General features: G+C 72.3%; 19 protein-coding genes and 1 pseudogene. 15 read left to right on the plus strand and 5 right to left on the minus strand.

Going from position 1 to position 20986, the window contains the following annotated elements; translation table 11 throughout:
* Window positions 1-200 precede the first annotated feature (200 nt).
* Window positions 201-1610 (plus strand): annotated as a pseudogene (locus N5875_RS04330) (glycoside hydrolase family 3 N-terminal domain-containing protein); the annotation flags it as partial.
* A 61-nt stretch (window positions 1611-1671) separates the two neighbouring features.
* Window positions 1672-2136: a hypothetical protein gene (locus tag N5875_RS04335; protein ID WP_338491941.1), complete on the plus strand. Its 465-nt coding sequence runs from the start codon at window positions 1672-1674 to the stop codon at window positions 2134-2136.
* 156 nt (window positions 2137-2292) lie between these two features.
* On the opposite strand, the gene N5875_RS04340 is transcribed toward N5875_RS04335, so the two are convergent.
* The gene (locus N5875_RS04340) at window positions 2293-2751 is read right to left on the minus strand and encodes a pyridoxamine 5'-phosphate oxidase family protein (RefSeq protein WP_338491943.1); all 459 of its coding nucleotides are present in this window, start codon (window positions 2749-2751) and stop codon (window positions 2293-2295) included.
* A gap of 10 nt (window positions 2752-2761) precedes the next feature.
* A complete protein-coding gene (locus N5875_RS04345; RefSeq protein WP_338491945.1) occupies window positions 2762-2896 on the minus strand; it encodes a hypothetical protein in 135 nt (44 codons plus the stop codon).
* Between the two features lie 195 nt (window positions 2897-3091).
* Between N5875_RS04345 and N5875_RS04350 the strand changes: the two genes are divergently transcribed.
* From N5875_RS04350 to N5875_RS04410, 13 genes are all read left to right on the plus strand, one after another.
* Window positions 3092-3757: a GntR family transcriptional regulator gene (locus N5875_RS04350; RefSeq protein WP_338491947.1), complete on the plus strand. Its 666-nt coding sequence runs from the start codon at window positions 3092-3094 to the stop codon at window positions 3755-3757.
* A 2-nt stretch (window positions 3758-3759) separates the two neighbouring features.
* Entirely contained in the window at window positions 3760-4662 is a 903-nt protein-coding gene (locus N5875_RS04355; protein ID WP_338491949.1) for a dihydrodipicolinate synthase family protein, read from the plus strand.
* Window positions 4659-6458, plus strand: coding sequence for an L-arabinonate dehydratase (gene araD / locus N5875_RS04360; RefSeq protein WP_338491951.1), 1800 nt, complete (start codon window positions 4659-4661; stop codon window positions 6456-6458). The genes N5875_RS04355 and araD overlap by 4 nt, the downstream gene beginning before the upstream one ends.
* A 117-nt stretch (window positions 6459-6575) precedes the next feature.
* On the plus strand, window positions 6576-7514 hold the full coding sequence (locus N5875_RS04365; RefSeq protein WP_318209316.1) for a sugar ABC transporter permease: 939 nt from the start codon (window positions 6576-6578) through the stop codon (window positions 7512-7514).
* Complete coding sequence (locus N5875_RS04370; RefSeq protein WP_318209317.1) at window positions 7511-8428, plus strand: carbohydrate ABC transporter permease; 918 nt, start codon at window positions 7511-7513, stop codon at window positions 8426-8428. Before N5875_RS04365 ends, N5875_RS04370 begins: the two co-directional genes overlap by 4 nt.
* Before the next feature lie 38 nt (window positions 8429-8466).
* Window positions 8467-9630: a Gfo/Idh/MocA family oxidoreductase gene (locus tag N5875_RS04375; protein ID WP_338491954.1), complete on the plus strand. Its 1164-nt coding sequence runs from the start codon at window positions 8467-8469 to the stop codon at window positions 9628-9630.
* Window positions 9627-10472, plus strand: coding sequence for a PmoA family protein (locus N5875_RS04380; RefSeq protein ID WP_338491956.1), 846 nt, complete (start codon window positions 9627-9629; stop codon window positions 10470-10472). Before N5875_RS04375 ends, N5875_RS04380 begins: the two co-directional genes overlap by 4 nt.
* Window positions 10469-12112: a family 43 glycosylhydrolase gene (locus N5875_RS04385; protein ID WP_338491959.1), complete on the plus strand. Its 1644-nt coding sequence runs from the start codon at window positions 10469-10471 to the stop codon at window positions 12110-12112. The genes N5875_RS04380 and N5875_RS04385 overlap by 4 nt, the downstream gene beginning before the upstream one ends.
* A gap of 100 nt (window positions 12113-12212) precedes the next feature.
* Window positions 12213-13553: a sugar ABC transporter substrate-binding protein gene (locus N5875_RS04390; RefSeq protein WP_318209321.1), complete on the plus strand. Its 1341-nt coding sequence runs from the start codon at window positions 12213-12215 to the stop codon at window positions 13551-13553.
* Window positions 13550-14377 carry a rhamnogalacturonan acetylesterase gene (locus N5875_RS04395; RefSeq protein WP_338491960.1) on the plus strand — a complete coding sequence of 276 codons (828 nt, stop codon included), beginning with the start codon at window positions 13550-13552 and terminating at the stop codon, window positions 14375-14377. The genes N5875_RS04390 and N5875_RS04395 overlap by 4 nt, the downstream gene beginning before the upstream one ends.
* Entirely contained in the window at window positions 14374-15669 is a 1296-nt protein-coding gene (locus tag N5875_RS04400; protein ID WP_338491961.1) for a polysaccharide lyase family 1 protein, read from the plus strand. Before N5875_RS04395 ends, N5875_RS04400 begins: the two co-directional genes overlap by 4 nt.
* Window positions 15670-15700: 31 nt before the next feature.
* Window positions 15701-16843: a pectinesterase family protein gene (locus N5875_RS04405; protein ID WP_318209324.1), complete on the plus strand. Its 1143-nt coding sequence runs from the start codon at window positions 15701-15703 to the stop codon at window positions 16841-16843.
* 56 nt (window positions 16844-16899) lie between these two features.
* Complete coding sequence (locus N5875_RS04410; protein WP_318209325.1) at window positions 16900-18024, plus strand: right-handed parallel beta-helix repeat-containing protein; 1125 nt, start codon at window positions 16900-16902, stop codon at window positions 18022-18024.
* 56 nt (window positions 18025-18080) lie between these two features.
* Here the strand turns inward: N5875_RS04410 and N5875_RS04415 are convergent, their stop codons facing one another.
* The 3 genes from N5875_RS04415 to N5875_RS04425 all read right to left on the minus strand — a co-directional run bounded on the left by N5875_RS04415 (window position 18081) and on the right by N5875_RS04425 (window position 20963).
* Window positions 18081-19790 carry a rhamnogalacturonan lyase B N-terminal domain-containing protein gene (locus N5875_RS04415; protein ID WP_338491963.1) on the minus strand — a complete coding sequence of 570 codons (1710 nt, stop codon included), beginning with the start codon at window positions 19788-19790 and terminating at the stop codon, window positions 18081-18083.
* Window positions 19791-19905: 115 nt separating this feature from the next.
* Window positions 19906-20625, minus strand: coding sequence for a permease prefix domain 1-containing protein (locus tag N5875_RS04420; protein ID WP_318209327.1), 720 nt, complete (start codon window positions 20623-20625; stop codon window positions 19906-19908).
* The gene (locus tag N5875_RS04425) at window positions 20622-20963 is read right to left on the minus strand and encodes a helix-turn-helix transcriptional regulator (RefSeq protein WP_338491965.1); all 342 of its coding nucleotides are present in this window, start codon (window positions 20961-20963) and stop codon (window positions 20622-20624) included. Before N5875_RS04425 ends, N5875_RS04420 begins: the two co-directional genes overlap by 4 nt.
* Window positions 20964-20986 lie beyond the last annotated feature (23 nt).

Below are 20986 nucleotides of genomic sequence, written 5' to 3' on the forward strand. Positions count from 1 at the left end.
AGGGGCCCTGGCATGGGGAGGGGCCCCGGCACGGGGTGGGGCCCCGGCGCGCACTCCTCCGGGCGCTCCGCGCCCTCCGCGCCCCATGGTTCCGGGGCCGCGGCCCCGGACACCTCCAGGACCGCCACCCCGTACCGCTCCAGCTTCAGCGCCCCCTCGGTCTCGGCCCCTGGGGCGGCGGTGATCTCCTCGGACCAGAGGACGACCGGGTCGGGCTCAACGTGTGGGCGCCCACGGTGAATCTGCTGCGCAACCCGCTGTGGGGACGCGGCGAGGAAGGGTACGCGGAGGACCCGGCGCTGACCGCCGCGATCGCCATCGCGTACACCCGGGGCCTGCGCGGCGACCATCCCGTGTACCGGCGCACGGCGCCCGTCCTCAAGCACTGGCCGGCGCACAACAACGAGACGGCCAGAGACACTTCCACCGCGTCGGTACGCCCGCGAGTGCTGCACGAGTACGACCTGCGGGCCTTCCGCGGACCCGTCGAGGCGGGCGCGGTGGCCGGGGTGATGCCCGCGTACAACCTCGTCAACGGCCGGCCGAACCACCTCGCCGAGGGCGTGGACCGGATACGGCTGAGGGCGGCGTCCGGCGCCGCGCTGCGGGTGCCGGAGAGCGGCGCGGCCGACGAGGTACGGGGTACGACGGGTGCGCTCGACCCGGCGCTGCTCGCGGGCCGCACCGACCTCCCGCCGCTCACCGCCGACTCCGAGGGCTCGGAACTCGCCCTGGTCGACTGGGGCGACGGGGTGCTGACGCTGCGCGCCCCCGACGGCCGCTACCTCTCGGTCGCCGAGGACGGGTTCGTCCGCGCCTCGGCGGACGAACCCGGCGGCTGGGTCGTCCAGGAGACCTTCCGGTTCGAAGCCCACGGGGACGGGCACCTCCTTCTGCACCTCGGTACGGCTGGCAACGTCTCTGTCGCCGCCGACGGCGTGAAGGTTGCCGCCGATCGGGAATCCGCCGAACTCTTCACGGTGGTGGTGATCGAACGGGGAGACGGTACGGATCTCCTGCACGGTCACGAACACCGGCGCCGTCGCCTCCGACGAGGTCGTCCAGGTGTACGCGAGGGCGGTGGCGCTCTCCGTGCCGGTTCCGCACCGCGAGCTCGTCGCCCACGAGCGGGTGGGACTCGCGCCGGGCGCGTCCAGCACGGACGTCCGCCGCACGGTCCGCGTCGAGGTGGCGGGTACGGCACCCGGGCCGCGTCCGGTCCTGGAGACGGGTCTGGAGGCCGTCGACCACGACGAGCAGACCGCGACCGTGATCGTCGACCGCTCCCGGGTCTTCGGCGACGCGGTGACCCCGGCCGGTCCGGACGTGCCCGACACGCTCCTCTACCGGGCCTGCGACTTCGGCGACCGCGTCACGGAACTGGCCGTGACGGCCGCGGGGGCGGGGGCGGGCGAGGTGACGTTCTTCGCCGGTACGGGGACGGCGGAGCCGGCCCGCGTGACGGTGGAGCCCACGGACAATCGGCGCCGCCGGGGTGCCCGAACGACCACACCACCGTGGGGGCGCCCTGTCACGTCCGGGACGTGACGGACTTCCGCGTCGAACTGCGCGGGCCCCTGCGCCTCGCGCACATCGCCTTCTCCGGCTGAGGGGCCGGGAAGCGCGAAGCCCCCCGGGTAGGCTCGCGTGATCATCTACCTGGGGGCCCACATGACCAGCACGTCATCCGTACGCCGCGTCGCCCTGCTCGCGGCGGCGCTCGCCGCGCTCGCCGTCTCCTGCGTCACGACGCCGGAGCCCGACCGCCCGGCGGCGGGCCCCGGCACGGCGGCAACGGCATCGGCATCGACCGGCTCGCCGGCGCCGTCCTCCGGCGAGAAGGTCCGCGACGCCTTCGCCACCCTCCAGGCCACACTCAACGACTCCTGCGCGACGGACTGCGCCTACTTCCTCGGCCGCGTTCACAAGGAACTCCAGGAGCTGGACGGGGCGATGAAGGCCGACCCCAAGGGGCCCGGACACTTCCCCGAGCCGATCCAGAAGATCGCCGAGCTCAACAAGACGCTGGCCGGCGACAGTTCCTACGAGAACCTGAAGAAGCACGAGCAACTGCTCGTCGGCACCCGCGACTTCATCAACACGTGGATGCAGGGCCACCCGGACGACTACCGCTGACCACGGCGAACAACGACGCGGCGGCGAACATGAACTCGGGCCGCCCCGCCCCTCGCCCCTCCGGCGCGCCGGGCTGCCGAGGGACCGACGGACCCGATCCGGGAGTCCGGTACCGCATCCTTCGGTGCCGGACTCCCGTCGTGCTCGGGGGGCGGCTCAGACCGCCCAGGCGCCGTCCCGCATCAGGTGGCGACCAGCCAGTTCGGGCTCCTCCAGCCAGGCCTCCACGGCAGTGGGGCGGACCCGGAACCAGCCGTACGCGGGGCCCGAGTTCCGGGGGTCCCAGCCGCACTTGGCGGCGAAGCCCTCGATCGCCTCCGTCGGTACGTCGCCGACGGCGAGGGTCGTCACCTCGCCGTCGAGGAGGACGACGTCCCGGGTGTGCCCGAGCGCCAGCCGGGTCCGTCCGCCGGCGGCGAGGTTGCGGCCGGTGGGGTTGGTGAACCGGGTGCACAGCCAGACGTCCGTGCCGTCCCAGTGGAAGGCCAGCGGAACGAGGTACGGCGTCCCCTCGTCGCTCGCCGAGGCCACCCAGATGTCCACCTCCTCCTCCAGGCGGGCGAGGACGTCCTTCTTGCGCTGCTCCGGGTCGCGTACCGGCGGATTCGTCGTCATGGCCACGACCCTACGTGGCCATGTCCGGGCGTCGCCCGTCGAGGCGGCCCGGCCCCAGGGCCCGTACCTCGTGCGGAAGTTCCGTCCCGGTCACCGTGGGCCGGGGGCCCTCCGCCGTACGGGTCACCGAGCCCTCGACAGTCATCCCGGAAACAAAACCGCGAGCCACCCCCCTCGGCCGGGTGATCGCCGCCGGATCACGCACGCGTCGGCCCGCGTGCCCTCCGTAGAAACCGCTTGCGCGAAGCATTGACGAAACACGAACGCCCCCATAGCTTCATGCCCGTTGCACTTCGTACGTCATATATGAGACGCGATACATGAGATCTGAGAGTGCGCCATGGCCTTCGCCCCCAGTCCCATCCCCTCCCGCACCCAGTACGTCCTGGAAGCGATCAAGCACGACATCCTCACCGGGGGACTCAGACCCGGGCAGGCGCTCGTGGAGACCGAACTCGCCGCGCGTTTCGGGGTGTCGAAGACCCCGGTCCGCGAGGCGCTCAAGACCCTCGCGGGCAGCGGGCTCGTGGTGATGAGCCAGTACAAGGGCGTCACGGTCCGGATGGTCGACGCGGACATGGCCCGCGCCGTCTATGACGTACGCCTCCTCCTGGAACCGGAGGCGGTCCGGCGCGCCGTGGCGTCCGGCGCCCCGCTCGACGAGGCGCGCGAGGCCCTGCGCCGGGCCGCCGGGGCCGAGGACCCGGCCGAACGGTCCCTGGCCAACCGCGCGTTCCACCGGGCGCTCTACCTGCCCTGCGGCAACCCGCTGCTCGGCCGGATGCTCGACGAGGTCCGCGACCAGGCCGCCCTGGTCTCCACCGTCGCCTGGGCGGCCATCCCCTCCTGGGAGCGGGAGGCCGCCGAGCACGAGGAGATCCTGCGGCTCGCGGCCGCCGGCGACGTCGGCGGGGTGGGCCGCGCGGTCCACGACCACATCGCGTCCTTCGTCGAGCGCGCCTTCCCCCAGTACCCCGAGAACCAGTCCCCCCTGAACAGCGAGTGAGCATGGAATTCGAGACGATGAGGGCCGCCCTCGCCGACGTCGTGGCCATCCCGGTCACCCCGTTCGCCGAGGACGGCTCCGTGGACACCGTCACCCACCGCGCGCTGCTGCGCCGGCTCCTCGACGGCGGCGTCCGCACCCTCACCCCCAACGGCAACACCGGCGAGTTCTACGCCCTCACCCCCGAGGAGCGCCGCTCCCTCACCGAGATCACCGTCGACGAGGCCGGCGACCGTGCCGCGATCCTCGTCGGCGTCGGCCACGACGTGCCGACGGCGGTCGAGGCCGCCCGGCACGCCCGCGCCGCGGGCGCCCACATGGTGATGGTCCACCAGCCGGTCCACCCGTACGTCTCCGAGAGCGGCTGGGTCGACTACCACCGGGCCATCGCCCAGTCCGTCCCGGAGCTCGGGGTCGTCCCCTACATCCGCAACCCGCTGATCGGCGGAGCCCGGCTCGCCGAGCTCGGCGCCGACTGCCCCAATGTCGTGGGGGTGAAGTACGCGGTCCCCGACGCGGCCCGGTTCGCCGGCTTCGCCCGGGACGCCGGCCTCGACCGCTTCGTCTGGGTGGCCGGCCTGGCCGAGCCGTACGCCCCCGCCTACTTCGCGAGCGGCGCCACCGGATTCACCTCCGGGCTGGTCAACGTCTCCCCCGCGCTCTCCCTGGAGATGCTGGACGCGCTGCGGGCCGGCGACTACCCGACCGCGATGAAGGTCTGGGAGCGGATCCGCCGCTTCGAGGAACTGCGCGCGGCCAACGGCAGCGCCGACAACGTGACCGTGGTCAAGGAGGCCCTCGCCTCCCTCGGCCTCTGCCGTCGTGCGGTCCGCCCGCCGAGCCGTGAACTCCCCGGGAGCGAGCGCGCCGAGGTCGCCACGATCGTGGCCGGGTGGTCGATATGAGCGGCGAAGGGCCCGTCGACGCGGGCGAGCGGGCCGCCGACGCAGGCGGGTCCGCGGACGGGCGCCCCGCCGATGGGGGCCGGCGCCCCGAGGACCTGCGCAGCCACCAGTGGTACGGCACGGACGGCCTGCGCTCCTTCAGCCACCGGGCCCGCACCCGCCAGCTCGGCTATCTGCCCGAGGAGCACCTCGGGAAGCCGGTCATCGCGATCCTCAACACCTGGTCCGACATCAACCCCTGCCACGTCCACCTCCGCGACCGCGCGCAGGCCGTGAAGCGCGGGGTGTGGCAGGCCGGCGGCTTCCCGCTGGAGTTCCCGGTCTCCACCCTCTCGGAGACCTTCCAGAAGCCGACCCCGATGCTCTACCGCAACCTCCTCGCCCTGGAGACGGAGGAGCTGCTGCGCTCGTACCCGGTGGACGGGGCGGTGCTGATGGGCGGCTGCGACAAGACGACCCCGGCGCTCCTCATGGGTGCGGCCTCGGTCGATCTGCCGACCGTGTTCGTTCCGGCGGGGCCGATGCTGCCGGGGCACTGGCGGGGCGAGACGCTCGGCTCCGGTACGGACATGTGGAAGTACTGGGACGAGAAGCGGGCCGGCCGGATCGGCGACTGCGAGATGGCGGAGCTGGAGAGCGGTCTCGCCCGCTCCCCCGGTCACTGCATGACGATGGGGACGGCGTCCACGCTGACCGCCGCCGCCGAGACGCTCGGCGTGACCGTGCCGGGCGCCTCCTCGGTGCCTGCCGTCGACTCGGGGCACGACCGGATGGCGGCCGCCTCGGGGCTGCGGATCGTGGAACTCGTACGGCAGGACCTGCGGTTGTCGCGGATCCTGACGCGGGAGGCGTACGAGGACGCGGTCGCCGCCGTCCTGGCGCTCGGCGGCTCGACCAACGCGGTGATCCATCTGATCGCGATGGCGGGGCGCTCGGGAGTGAAGCTGACGCTCGACGACTTCGACCGGATCGCGCGTACGGTGCCGGTGCTCGCGAACCTGCGGCCGGGCGGTCAGTTCCTGATGGAGGACTTCCACTTCGCGGGCGGGATGCCGGGTTTCCTCTCCCGGCTCACCGACGTCCTGCACCTGGATCGCCCGACGGTCTCGCACACGACGCTGCGGGAGCAGCTCGACGGGGCGCTCGTGCACGACGAGGAGGTGATCCGGGACCGTTCGAGGCCGCTGGCCGCCGAGGGCGGGGTCGCGGTGCTGCGGGGCAACCTCTGTCCCGACGGCGCCGTCATCAAGCACATCGCGGCCGAGCCGCGGTTGCTCAAGCACACCGGTCCTGCGGTCGTCTTCGACGACTACCGGTCGATGCAGCGGACCATCGACGACCCGGCGCTCGGCATCACCCCCGAGCACGTGCTGGTGCTGCGCGGGGCGGGACCGAAGGGCGGGCCGGGGATGCCGGAGTACGGCATGCTGCCCATCCCCCGGTATCTGCTCGAACAGGGGGTGCGGGACATGGTGCGGATCTCCGACGCCCGGATGAGCGGGACGAGCTATGGGGCGTGTGTGCTGCACGTGGCACCCGAGTCCCATGTCGGCGGACCCCTTGCCCTGGTCCGTACGGGCGATACGATCACTCTCGACGTCGCCGCACGCTCCCTCCACCTGCATGTCACGGACGAGGAGCTGGACGTCCGCCGAGCCGCGTGGACACCGCCGCCGGCCCGGTACGAGCGCGGCTACGGCGCGCTCTACATGGAGCAGATCTCCCAGGCCGACACCGGCTGCGACTTCGCGTTCCTGGCGCGTCCGGGCACCACCCCCGATCCGTACGCGGGCTGAGAACCCCGCTCCCGGCGCCGCCGGTCCGCCGCGGCCCATCCCCTCCGAACCGCCCCACCCTGCCCGAAATCTCGAACGTCGTTCGCGAAGCGCTTCACCGAGAACGGAGCCGCCGTCATGGCCTCAGCTGTGACCCCACCGCCCCAAGCCGCCACGGCACGGCGCCGTAGTCGCACGGGAGCGACCCCCCGCCGACTGCCGTACCTGCTGATCGCCCCCGCCGGTCTGCTGATGCTGGGCTTCATCGCCTACCCGGTGATCAGCGTCTTCTACTACAGCCTCCAGCACTACAACCCCACGAAACCCTGGCGGAACGGCTTCGCGGGACTCGACAACTTCACCCGGATCTTCACGGACGACCCCCGGTTCTGGGGGACGCTGACCTTCAGCCTCAAATGGGTCGTCGTCGAGGTGACGCTCCAGCTCCTCTTCGGTCTCGCGCTCGCGCTCATCGTGAACCAGACCTTCGTCGGGCGCGCCCTCGGCCGGGCCCTGGTCTTCTCCCCCTGGGCCGTCTCGGGCGTGCTCACCTCCGCGATCTGGGTGCTGCTCTACAACTCCCAGACCGGGATCAGCCGTTATCTCGCGGACCTGGGCCTCGGTACGTACGGCACGTCCTGGCTCTCCGACACCTCGACCGTGTTCCCCGCGGCGATCGTCGCCGATCTCTGGCGCGGGGTGCCCTTCTTCGCCATCCTCATCCTGGCCGACCTCCAGTCCGTACCGAAGGACCTGTACGAGGCGGCCGAGGTCGACGGGGCGGGCCGGGTCCGGCAGTTCGTCCACATCACCCTGCCGCACATCCGGGACGCGATCGTCCTCTCCACACTGCTGCGCGCGGTCTGGGAGTTCAACAACGTCGACCTGCTGTACACGCTGACCGGCGGCGGCCCCGCGGGCGAGACGACCACGCTGCCGCTGTACATCGCCCACACCAGCGTCGACGCCCACAACTTCGGATACGCCTCCGCCCTCACCACGGTGGCGTTCGTGATCCTTCTCTTCTGCTCGATGGTCTATCTGCGCCTGAGCAAGTTCGGAGGCGACGGCAAGTGACAGCCGAGTCCACCCTGACCGCCACCCCCGCCCCCGGGGCCGCGCAGGCACCACCGCCCCCCGACCGGACGCCGCCCGCCACCGCCCGCGCCAGGCACAGGGCGTGGGACGAGGTGCCCCGCTGGCAGATCTATCTGCCCCTCGGGATCTACCTCCTCTTCACCCTCGTCCCCTTCTACTGGATCCTGCTCTTCGCCGTACGCCCGGCCGGCTCCACGTCGCTGCTGCCCTGGCCGATGACGACCGCGCACTTCGAGAAGGTCTGGAACGAGCGGAGCTTCGGCGTCTTCTTCCAGAACAGCCTGCTCATCGGGGTCGCGGTGCTCATCAGCACCACCGTCGTCGCCCTCGCCGGCGGTTACGCGCTGGCCCGCTTCGACTTCAGGATCAAGAAGGGCTTCATGCTGGCCCTGCTCTGCTCGCAGTTCGTGCCGGGCGCCCTGCTCCTCGTCCCGCTGTTCCAGATCTTCGCCGAACTGAAGATGATCAATTCCCTGGGGAGTGTGATCATCGCCGAGACCGTCTTCCAGCTCCCGCTGTCGATGATCCTCATCAGCGGCTTCATCAGGAACGTGCCGTACTCCCTGGAGGAGGCCGCCTGGGTGGACGGCTGCAACCGCTTCTCCGCCTTCCGGATCGTCGTCCTCCCGCTGCTCCGGCCCGGTCTGGTCGCCGTCGGCTCCTTCGCCTTCGTACACGCCTGGAACCACTTCCTCTTCGCCCTGATGTTCCTCAGCAGCCAGGACAAGCAGACGATCCCGGTCGGCCTCAACACCCTCATGGGCGCCGACAGCGTCGACCTCGGCGCGCTCGCCGCCGGCGGGGTCATCGCCGCCGTTCCCGTCGTCATCGTCTTCGGCTTCATCCAGAAGTGGCTGGTCACCGGATTCAGCGCCGGGGCGGTGAAGGGATGAGCCCCGCAGCACGCTCGGCACGCACGAACAGGAACGACATGAACAGCGCACCGTCCCCCCTGCCGGTCGTCCTGGCCGGCGCCCGCGGCCACGGCCGCAGCCACCTCCTCAACATCCGTCGGCTCGAAGAGCGCGGACTCGTCCGGCTCGCCGGGGTCTGCGAGCTGCGCCCGCTCGACGCGGCCGAGCTCGACGGGATCGGGGAGCCCGAGCAGTCCGCCGACTTCGAGGCGCTCCTCGCCTCCACCGGCGCCCGGATCGCCGTGCTCAGCACCCCCATCCAGACCCACACCGACATGACGCTCGCCGCCGCCCGGCACGGGGCGCACATCCTCCTGGAGAAGCCGCCCGCCCCCTCGTACGCGGAGTTCCGCCGGATGGCCGACGGCGTGGCGGCGGCCGGGGTGGCCTGCCAGATCGGCTTCCAGTCGCTGGGGTCGCACGCGGTGCCCGCGATCCGCCGGATGGTCATGGAGGGCGCGATCGGCGAACTCCTGGGCGTCGGCGCGGCAGGGGCCTGGGTCCGCGACGAGGCCTACTTCCGGCGTGCCCCCTGGGCGGGCCACCGACGGCTCGGCGGGGCCGACGTCGTCGACGGGGCGCTCACCAACCCCCTCGCCCACGCCGTCGCGACGGCGCTCGCGCTCTCCGGCTCCACCCGCGCCGAGGACGTCGAGCACATCGAGACCGAGCTGCTGCACGCCCACGCCATCGAGTCCGACGACACCTCGGCGGTACGGGTCGTCACCTCGGCCGGCACCCAGGTCACGGTCGCGGCGACGCTCTGCGCGGAGCGGTCGTCGGAGCCGTACGTCATCGTCCACGGCACCCAGGGCAGGATCACCTTCTGGTACCGGCAGGACCGGGTGCTCGTGCAGCGCGCCGGGCACGGCCCGGTGGAGACCGAGTACGGCCGTACCGACCTCCTGGAGAACCTCGTCGCCCACGTCACCGACGGAGAGCCGCTGTGGGTGCCGCCGGCGGCCACCGGGGCGTTCATGCGGGTCGTCGAGGCCGTACGGACGGCTCCCGACCCGCTGGCGATACCCGCGGCGCACTGGCACACCGAGCCCGGCGAGAGCGCGCCGCGCCGGGTCGTCGACGGCGTCGACGCCCTGGTCGATGCCAGCGCCGACGGGCTCAGGCTGTTCTCCGAACTCGGCGCCTCCTGGGCCCCGTCGACCCGGGCGGAGGTCCGATGACCCCCGAGTCCCCGACGGTCCTGCGCTGCGCGGGTCGCGCCGTCGCCCGCTACACGACCCGGCCCGATCTCGCCCCCGACCACTCCCCTCGGCCGTACCTCCACCCGGTCACGACCCTCGCCGGCCACCCGGTGACCGAGACCGTGCCCGAGGACCATCCGCACCACCTCGGCGTGGGCGTCGCCGTGCCCGACGTCGCCGGCCACAACTTCTGGGGCGGGCGCACCTTCGTCCGCGGCCGGGGGTCGGTCGAGCTCGACAACCACGGGGTGCAGCGACACGACGGGTTCAAGCTGTGCGACCCGGACGGCTTCGTGGAGGAGCTGACCTGGACGGCCGGGGGTGAGCGGCTGCTCCGCGAGCACCGGACGGTGGCGGCCACCGCCCTCACCGAAACGGCCTGGGCGCTCGACCTCACCTTCTCCCTCACCAACGTGTCCGGGCGGGACCTGTCGGTCGGCAGCCCCGCGACGAACGGCCGGCCGGGCGCCGCGTACGGCGGCTTCTTCTGGCGGGCACCGAAGGAGGCGACGGCTCCCCTGGCGTTCGGGGCGGAGGCCGACGGCGAGGAGTCGGTGCACGGGGTCCGCGCGGACTGGGTGGCGCTCGCGGGAGACGGCTGGACCCTGGTGTTCGCGGGGGCGACGGCCCGGACCCGCGAGGATCCGTGGTTCGTGCGCGCGGCCGAGTATCCGGGGGTCGGTTCCTCGCTCGCCCACGACGAGCGGCTTCCGGTGCCCGCCGGGGAGACCTTCGTACGGCGGGTCGTGACCGTCGTGGCCGACGGGCGCCTCGACCGGGACGGGGCCGCGGCCCTGGTCCGCAAGGCCGTGACGTCGTGACGGGGGCCGGTGGCGCCCCGCCGACGGGGGACCTCGGTGACGGTACGTACCGGAATCCGGTGCTCGCCGCCGACTGGTCCGATCCCGACGTGGTCCGGGTGGGCGAGGACTACCACCTGACGGCGTCCAGCTTCGGCCGCGCACCCGGCCTGCCGCTCCTGCACTCCCGGGACCTGGTCAACTGGACGCTCGTCGGCCACGCCCTGGAGCGGCTCGAACCGGCCGCCGCGTTCACCGTGCCCCGGCACGACCGCGGGGTCTGGGCGCCCTCGTTCCGGCACCACGACGGCCGGTTCTGGATCTTCTGGGGTGACCCCGACCACGGGATCTTCCAGGTCAACGCCCCTTCCGTGCGCGGGCCGTGGACGGCCCCGCACCTGGTGAAGGCCGGCCGGGGTCTGATCGACGCCTGCCCGCTGTGGGACGAGGAGTCGGGCGAGGCGTATCTGGTGCACGCCTGGGCCAAGTCCCGTGCCGGCTTCAACAACCGGCTCACCGGGCACCGGATGAGCCCGGACGGGACGAAGGTCCTGGACGAGGGCCGGGTCCTCGTGGACGCCGACCGGCTCCCGGGCTGGTTCACCCTGGAGGGCCCGAAGCTCTACCGGCACGACGGCTGGTTCTGGATCTTCGCCCCGGCCGGCGGTGTGGCCACCGGCTGGCAGGGCGCGTTCCGGTCGCGGTCCTTCTTCGGCCCCTACGAGGAACGGATCGTCCTCGCGCAGGGCGACACCGACGTCAACGGCCCGCACCAGGGCGGCTGGGTGCGCACCCAGCGGGGCGAGGACTGGTTCCTGCACTTCCAGCAGTCGGGCGCGCACGGCCGGCTCGTCCACCTCCAGCCGATGCGCTGGGACAGGGACGGCTGGCCCGTGCTCGGCGACGAGGGCGCCCCCGTCCGGGTGCACCGCAAGCCGGACCTGCCGGAGCAGCCGCCCGCGCGGCCGGCCGTGGACGACACGTTTCCCGGCGGCCGGTTCGGCCGGCAGTGGCAGTGGACCGCCAACCCGGGCGAGGGCTGGGCCAGTCAGCACACGGGCGACGGGCTGCGGCTCGGCTGTGTGCGGTCGGACCGGCTCGACGACCTCCGCGGCGTGCCGCACGTCCTCACCCAGCGGCTGCCCGCCGGGGCCGTGGTCGTCGAGGTCGGGCTGCGGCTCGACGCGGTGGCGCCCGGAGCCCGCGCGGGGCTCGTCGTCCTGGGCGACGCGTACGCGTGGATCGGTCTGGAGCGTGCGCCGGACGGCACGGCCCGCCTCGTCCACCGCTTCGCCCCGGCGAACGCGGACCACGAACGGGACGCGGCCCGTTCCCGGCCGGTGACCGGGGACCGGGTCCTGCTCCGGATCGAGGTCAGGGCGGACGCACGCTGCCGCTTCTCGTACGACACCCCGGGTTCCGACGGCGATCCGGACCGGCCAGGTCCGATCCAGCCGAGTCCGGTCCCGCCGAGTCCGGTCCCGCCGAGTCCGGTCCCGCCAGGTCCGGTCCGGCTCGGTCCGGTCCGGCTCGGTCCGGAATTCGCCGCCACGCCCTGGCGCTGGGTCGGCGCGCTGCTCGGCCTGTTCGCCGGGGCGCCGGAAGGCGCGGGACACGCCGGGACGGCCGTGTTCTCCGACTTCCGCGTCACCGCCGCCTGAGCGGCATCACCCGGGGCGCCCCACCGGGGCGCCCCGCCCCGAACTCCCCCACACCCCATCCCCGTAGTCCCCGCAACACCCCGAGAGAAGAGAGCCGACGATGACCATCTTCCCCGGCGGACGGCGCAGAGCCGCCCTCGCCCTCGCCCTGTCCTCCGTCCTCGCCCTGACCGCCACCGCCTGCGGTGACGACGGCAGCGGCGCGGGCGGCGACAAGGGCACCGAGGGATCGGGCAAGGGAAAGATCACCTTCTGGGACAACAACGGCGGTGTCCGCACCGACGTCTGGAAGGAGATCATCGCGGACTTCGAGAAGGCGAACCCCGACATCGACGTCGAGTACGTCGGGATCGCCTCCAAGGAGGTCCAGTCGAAGTACGACACCGCGATCCAGGGCGACGGTCTGCCGGACGTCGGCGGCGTCGGCGCGGCGATGCTCGCCGGCATCGCCGCGCAGAACGCCCTGGAGCCGCTGGACGCCCGGATCGAGGACAGCGCGCTCAAGGGCAAGCTCAACGCCGGCATGGTCGCGAGCGTGAAGTCGGCGGGCGGGCAGGGCAAGCTGTTCACCGTCCCGACCTCGGCGAGCAACGGCGTGCTGTACTACCGCACCGATCTGTTCAAGGCGGCCGGCCTGCAGGAGCCCACCACCTGGTCGAAGTTCTACGCAGCGGCCGAGAAGCTCACCGCGATCGACAAGAACCGCTTCGGCTACACGATCCGCGGCGGCGCGGGCTCCATCGCCCAGGCCCTGGACGCCATGTACGGCCAGAGCGGCATCACGAGCTTCTGGAACGGTGACAAGACCACTGTCAACGATCCCAAGAACGTGGCCGCGCTCGAGAAGTACGCCGGCCTGTTCAAGAAGACGACGCCGGCCGCCGACGTCAACAACGACTTCACCAAGATGGTCGCGCAGTGGGACAGCGGCGAGATCGGCATGCTGAACCACAACCTCGGCTCGTACCAGGACCACGTGAAGGCCCTCGGTACGGAGAAGTTCCGGGGCATCCCCAACCCGACCCTCGACGACGGCACCCGGGTGCAGGTCTCCAACCCGGTCGACGGCCTCGGGCTCTTCTCCTCCAGCAAGAACAAGGCCGCGGCCTGGAAGTTCATCGAGTTCGCGGCCTCGCACGCCTCCAACAGCAAGTGGAACAAGTCGGCCGGCGCCATCCCGGCCAACACGGAGGCCGCCCAGGACCCGTGGCTCCAGGAGGCGGAGCCGACGAAGCTCGGCGCCGAGGTCCTCTTCAGCGGCAAGGCCACGATCGTTGAGCTGCCGTACTACCTGCCGGACTGGAACACGATCTCCAAGGCCGAGAACGAGCCGGGCTTCCAGAAGGTCCTGCTCGGAACGTCCACCGCCAAGGAGTTCCTCGACCACCTGGCCGAGCAGCTGAACACGGCGCAGGCCGAGTGGAAGCAGCAGAACCCGTGAGCGTCGGCCGCCGCGCGGTGGTCACGGCCGGGGCGGGCCTCGCGCTCGCCCTGGCCGGGGCTCCCCCGGCCCGTTCCCAAGGACACCCCCGTATGCGCACCCTCTTCATCGCCGGCGACTCCACCGCCGCCCAGAAGTACGCCGACGCCGCGCCCGAGACCGGCTGGGGCATGGCCCTCCCCTTCTTCCTCCACCGCGGCGTGCGGGTCGCCAACCACGCCGTCAACGGGCGCAGCACCAAGAGCTTCCTCGACGAGGGACGGCTCGACGCGATCCTGGCCGCGCTGCGCCCCGGCGACCTGCTCCTGATCCAGTTCGGCCACAACGACCAGAAGGTCGCCGACCCGACCCGCTACACCGAGCCGTGGAGCACCTACCAGGACAACCTGCGCGTCTTCGTCGAGGGCGCGCGGTCCCGGGGCGCCCTCCCCGTCCTCGCCACCTCCGTCGAGCGCCGCAGGTTCGACGTGGACGGCACCGCGCTGCGGACCCTCGGCGCGTACCCGGCGGCGATGCGGGAGACCGCCCGCGCGTCGGACGTCCCGCTCCTCGACATCGAGGCGCTGTCGCTGGCCCTGTGGCAGCGGCTCGGCCCCGAGGCCACGAAGACGTACTTCAACTGGACCGCGACCGAGCAGGACAACACCCACTTCAACCCGCCGGGCGCGATCGAGGTGGCCCGGCTGGCCACCGCCGAGCTGCTCCGCACCCATGTGCTCGCCCCGCGCGAGACCCGTCGCGTGGACGACGACGTACCCGCCGACCTGATCACCTGGCCCGAACCCTCCCCTACCGCTTCCGAGTTCCAGGAGAGCCGATCGTGAACCGACGCACGCGCCTTGGAGTGGTGGCCGCGACCGCCCTCACCCTGACGGTGACCGCCCCCGCGGCCGGTGCCCACGCCGCCCCGCGCCCCGGCGCCGACCCCGCCCGCGCCACGCTGCCGGCCGGTGACGGCTGGGCGTCCGAGGGCACCGGAACCAGCGGCGGGGCCGCCGCCGACGCCTCCCGGGTCTTCACCGTCACCACCTGGGAGGAGTTCCGTGACGCGCTGGCCGTGCCCGGCACCGAGCCCAGGATCGTCAAGGTCGTGGGCACGCTGAACGCCACCGCCGCCGGCTGCGCCGCCTTCGAGGCCCCCGGCTACGACTTCGCCCGCTACCTCGCCGACTACGACCCCGCCGTCTGGGGGTACGAGAACGAGGTCAGCGGCCCCCAGGAGGATCTGCGGGCGGCGTCCGCGACCGCCCAGGGCCAGGCCATCAAGGTCAAGGTCCCGGCGAACACCACGATCACCGGTGTCGGCAAGGACGCCGGGATCACCGGCGGCAGCCTCCAGGTCCAGGGCGTCGACAACGTCGTGGTCCGCAACCTCACGATGGAGAGCCCGCTCGACTGCTTCCCGCAGTGGGACCCGACGGACGGCGCGACCGGGGCGTGGAACTCCGAGTACGACAGCCTGGTCGTGTACGGCTCCACCCATGTCTGGATCGACCACAACACCTTCACCGACGGGGCCCACCCGGACAGTTCGCTGCCCTCGTACTACGGCGAGGTCTACCAGCAGCACGACGGCGAGCTGGACGTCGTCCGGGGCGCGGACCTCGTCACGGTCTCGTGGAACGTCTTCACCGACCACGACAAGACCCTCATGATCGGCAACAGCGACAGCGCGGGCGCCACCGACCGGGGCAAGCTGCGGGTCACCCTGCACCACAACCTCTTCGAGAACGTGATCGAGCGGGCGCCGCGGGTCCGCTTCGGGCAGGTCGACGCGTACAACAACCACTTCGTCGTGCCGAGTTCGACGTACGCGTACAGCCTCGGCATCGGGCAGGAGTCCCAGCTCTTCGCGGAGAAGAACGCGTTCACGCTCGCCGAGGGCGTACCCGCCGGGAAGATCCTGAAGAAGTGGAAGGACGCGCCGGTCACCACCGTGGGCAACTACGTGAACGGCAAGCCGGTCGACCTCCTCGCCGTGCACAACACCCAGTTCCCCGAGGAACTGCTGCGGGCCGACGCGGGCTGGACCCCCGTCCTGCGCACCCGGGTCGACCACCCGAGGGCCGTGCCCGCCCTCGTCGACCACCGCGCGGGCGCCGGCCGCTCCTGCTGAGCCCCCACCCGCTTCCAGGAGGACCCCCGCCATGCCTTCGCACCCCACCGGAGCCGGAGCCGTCCCAGGACGTCGCTCCCTGCTCCTGGGCGCCGCCGGAGCGGCACTCGCGCTCGCGCTGCCCGCGGCCCCCGCCTCGGCCGCCGCTCCCTCGCACACCCACCCCTTCGGCCGGTTCGGTTCGCCCGCGCGCCGGCTCACCGAGCGGACGCTGTACGTCCACCCGGGCGGCCTCGGCGACCACACCACCGTCCAGGCCGCGGTCACCGCCGCGAGCGGCACCGGCTGGACCCTGGTGCTCGCCCCGGGCACGTACCGGGAGACGGTCGCCGTGAGCTCCGCCCGTACGGACATGACCTGGATCGGCGCGAGCGGCGACCCCCGGGACGTCGTCGTCGTGTACGCCAACGCCGCCGGGACGCCGCGCCCCGAGGGCGGCACCTACGGCACCACCGGGTCCGCGACCACCACCGTCCAGGCGGCCGGCTTCACCGCCCACGGCGTCACCTTCGCCAACGACTTCCTCCGCACCGACCTCCCCGGCAACCCCGGCACCCAGGCCGTCGCGCTCAAGGTGCAGGGCGACCGTTCGGCGTTCTTCCACTGCCGCTTCCTCGGCCACCAGGACACCCTGTACGCCGATTCCATGGCCCTGACGGCCTTCGCCCGCCAGTACTTCGCGCACTGTTACGTGGAGGGTGACGTCGACTTCGTCTTCGGCCGGGCCACCGCCGTCTTCGAGCACTGCCACTTCCGTACCCTGCTCCGCCCCGATCTGGCGGCGGCCCCCCACGGCTTCGTCCTCGCCCCGTCCACGGCCCGGGAGAACCCGTACGGGTTCCTCGCCTCCCGCTGCCGGGTCACCAGCGAGGCCCCGGACGGCTACTACAAGCTGGCGCGGCCCTGGGTGCCCGGATCGGACCCCACGGCCTGGCCGTCGCTGGTGGTCCGGGACAGCGTCCTCGGCCCGGGGATCGACGCGGTCGCGCCGTACGCGAACATGCGCGAGGCCTACCCGTGGCAGGACCAGCGCTTCGCCGAGCACCGCAACTCCGGCCCGGGTGCCCGGATCACGGTCCCGGAGAACCGCCCTCAGCTCGGGGCCGCCGGGGCCGCGTCCGCGACCCGGTCGGCGTATCTCGCCGACTGGAACCCACGCCCGCCCTGCGGCTGAACTCCCCGGCGGAAGAATCCGCTTCCCCCCACCGCACACGAGAGGACCCGCACGTCATGTCTCGTACCGCACGCACCAGGAGCACCTTCCTCGCCCTCACCGTCCTGGCCGCCACCGCCGGCCTCGGCGTCCTGGCGAGCCCCGCCCAGGCCGCCACCGTCACCGTCTCGACCGCGGCCGACCTGGCCACCGCCGTGAAGAACGCCACCCCCGGCACCGTCATCCAGATCCGCGGCGGCACCTACTACCCGACCGCCACCCTCCAGTCCACGGCCAACGGCACCGCCGCGAGCCGCATCCAGCTGCGGCCCTACGGCTCCGAGACGGTGAAGATCGACGGATCCCAGCTGCCGGCCGGTTCCTGGATCTTCAAGCTGACCGCCGACCACTGGTCGGTCGCCGACCTGACCTTCCAGAACTCCCCGGACAGCGCGGTCGTCTGCACCTCGTGCACGGGCACGACCTGGGACCGGATCAGGACGATCAACGGCGGCGACTCGGGGTTCACCCTCACCGGGGCCGACACCAACAACAACACCGTCCGGAACCTGGACTCGTACGGCCACTACGACGCCGCCAACCACGGGGAGAACGCCGACGGCCTGGCCGTGAAGTTCGGCTCGGGCACCGGGAACCTGATCACCGGGGCACGTCTGTACAACAACTCGGACGACGGCGTCGACCTGTGGTCCTGGTCGAGCCCGCTGACGATGGAGCACAGCTGGGCGTACGGCAACGGGCGCAACCGCTGGTCGGACACGGCCTTCGCGGGCGACGGCAACGGCTACAAGCTCGGCGGGGACGGCGAGGTCGTCGCGCACGTCGTCAACAACTCGGCCGCCTGGGACAACGCGGGCAACGGCTTCACCGAGAACAGTAACAAGGGCGCGATCCAGATCAACCGCACGACGTCGTACGCCAACGGCAAGAAGGGTTACTACTTCGCGACGGGCGCGGCCCGCCTGGGCAAGAACCTCGCCGTCTCCAACGGCACCGGCTCGGTGAGCGCGGGCTCGTCGGTCGTCTCGGCGGGCAACAACTGGGATTCCGGGATCGCGACTCCGGCGTTCCTGTCCACCGATCCGGCTAGCGCGTACGGGGCGCGGAAGGCGGACGGGTCGCTCCCGGCGACGTCCTTCCTCACCACCGGATCGACGACGATCGGGTCGACGATGAACTGACGGACCGTCACCGCGCGTACGGGGAGGGCCTCTCGGTCCTCCCCGTACGCGTGCGCTCAGACCAGCAGGTCGACGCAGTCGATCGCCGTCCCCGGGCTCAGGAATCCGGTCCCGGAGGAGCCACTCACGACGTTCAGCTTGAGCACGTTGTACTGGCTCGGGTCGGTCTTCCAGGCGCTCGCCGGGACGACGTAGCTGAAGGTGTGGTTGTTCCCCCGGTAGGAGCCGTTGGTCAGCGACCGGGTCGACGGCTGGGTGGGCGGTGAGGGGATCGTGGAGGCCCAGTCGTTGACGGTCACCTGGGGGCGCCCGTTGAGGAAGGCCGTGGTGACGCCGATGCGCAGAGTGTGGGCGGCGGCGGCCTGGGCGGCGGTCAGCCGGAAGTACACGAGGACGCCGTCGTTGACGCCCTTCCACAGGTAGCAGGGGAAGGAGGCGGACACGTCGCCGCCGTCGAGGACGACGTTCCCGGTCCAGGGCGCGGCCCGGACGTCGGCGGGGTGGGCGTACGTCATGAGGGCGGCGTTCTTGAACCCGCCGGGGGTGCCGTCCCAGTCGCCGATCCGCCAGAGGGCTGGGGCGGTGCTCGGGTCGTTGGTGAGGGTGATGGTGTGGAGGGCGGTGGCGGCGCCGGCGGTGACCGTCACCGTGCCGGTGTGGACGGCGAGTTCGCCCTTGTACACGGTGAGGGTGTACGTACCGGGGAGCATGCCCCGGCAGGAGTAGGCGCCGGTTCCGGCGGCGGCGCGGGCCCAGTACTGGGCCTCGGCGTTGGCGAAGCCGACGGTGTACGCGTGGCCCGCGGCCATGCCCTGGAGTCCGACGCCCGCGACCCGGCCGCGGCCGGCCGCGCCGACCCAGCCGGGGATGCCGAGGCCGTCCACCCACGAGGTGTCGTGGTTCGCGGCGGTCAGGGCCGGGTCCGGGGTGCCTCCGTCGGTGAAGGCGAGCAGGTAGGGGCCCTGGAGGCCGAAGCGCATGGCCTCGGTCTGGGACTGGTTGTAGTGGAGGATCTCGTAGAGCCCGACGCCGAGTTCGTTGGAGTGGCGGAGCAGCGAGCGGTAGAAGGGGCCGCCCGAGGCCTTCTCGTGGTTGGAGCGGATCATCCAGAGGCCGACGCTTCCGGTGGTGTAGCCGATGTGGTCGTAGTCCATGACGCGGACCCCGGAGTAGTGCTTGGAGCGGGTGTGGCCGTCGGCCCGCCGCCAGACGTCGCCGGCCTCGATGACGGTGTCGGCGCCCTCGACCCAGGAGTCGGGGCCCTCGTTGGGGAAGATGCCGGGCCTGAGGCGGGCGATGAAGCGGGTGGCCGTGAAGGACGTGTCGGCCTTGTCGGTCCACAGGTAGACGTTGTTCCGTCCGGAGCGGGCCGCGAGGTAGTGGCGGAGGGTGCCGTGGACGACGGTGATCAGGACGGTGGAGCCGGTCTGCTTCAGGGTGACGGTGGAGGCGCCGAGACCGGACTCGACGTGCGAGTGCTTGCCGCCGTACCCCTCGTACTCCTTGCCCTTGTAGACGAGGGAGGTGAGGTCGCCGGTCGACTTGGAGACCTTGAAGACCAGTCCGGCGCCGGTGTCGACGACGTACTGGCTGCCGTCGTCGCTCCAGCCGAACGCGGTGGCCGCCGCGCCGGCCGTGCCGGGCCCGAGGCCGCCGGCGGCGACGGTGGCCGTACCGGCGACGGCGGCCCCGAGGAGGGTGCGGCGGCGGAGTGGCTGTTCGGGGGTGCGGTGGAGGGGGTTTCCTGCGGCGTCGTACGAGCGCATCGGCGTGCGGCTCCTTCGGAACGGGGGATACGGGGCGGCTCCCGGTTGTTCCTAGGTCGCCGCCGGCCGGAGAAGGGTTGCCCCCCGTACGAGGCCGATCGTCCGAGGCCGATCGTCAGCCGAGTCCCGGTGTCCCGGAGACCGGGAGGCGGGCGCAGCGACGGCAGGCGCGGGCCGAGGTCGCGACGACCGCGTGGGAGGCGGCCGCGAGCGCACCCGCGAAGGCGAGCAGCGGCCAGTTCGTGGCGAGGGCGGAGGCGGTGGCCAGCGCGAGCGTCGTGACCGCCATGGCGGCGCCGGCGGTGGTCCCGGTCCAGGCGACCACGAGCGGCAGCCGAGGCGGTGTGGGCAGCCGCCGGGCGAGAGTGCCGGTGACGGCCAGTGCCACGGCGGCGAGCAGCGTGGCGGCGATCGAGACTCCGGCCAGATGCACGGCGAGGAGCCGCGCGGTACGGGGAATCAGCCCCGCCTGGTCGTGACCGGGGGTCCCCGCGAGGTACCAGCAGGCGATCAGGAAGGGCGCGGTGAGCGCCACCGCCCGGGCGGTGTGCCGGGCCTGGGCGAGGGTCAGCTCCCGCTGGCAGCTCGGCACGAGTTCCTCGACGGTCCCGAACTCCCGCACCGCCGCGCCGATCGCTTCCCCGTGGGGGACGCCCCGCTCGACGTGGGCGTCCGTCGTGTCCGCGAGTCCGTCGCGGATCTCCTCGATCATCCGGGCCTTGGCCTTGGCCGGCCCGCGCAGGGCGCCGGTCAGGTCGGCGACGTACTCCGCGAGGGGGTCGGTGGCGGGATCGGTGGCGGTGCCAGGAGTAGGGGTAGGGGTAGGGGCGTTCACGTGGCGAGCCCGGGCGGTGTGGTGGGGTTCAGGACCGAGCCGATCGCGGCGGTGAACTCGTTCCACGCCGTCCGCTCGCCGGCGAGCGTGTGCCGGCCTGCTTCGGTGAGCTCGTAGCAGCGCCGCCGTCGCTCGCCCGAGGACTGCCAACTGCTGCTCAGGAGCCCGAGCCGCTCCAGCCGGTTCAGTGCCGGGTAGATCGTGCCCGTACGCAGTTCGAGCGCGCCCCCGCTGCGGCTCTGGACCGCGGCGATGATCGCGTAGCCGTGCAGCGGGCCCGGTTCGAGCACCGCGAGCAGCAGTCCGTCCAGGTGCCCTCGCACCGCATCCGCCTTCATGGGTAGGCAGCCTACACAAGAGA

The organism is Streptomyces sp. SJL17-4 (assembly GCF_036826855.1).
Lineage (GTDB): Bacteria > Actinomycetota > Actinomycetes > Streptomycetales > Streptomycetaceae > Streptomyces.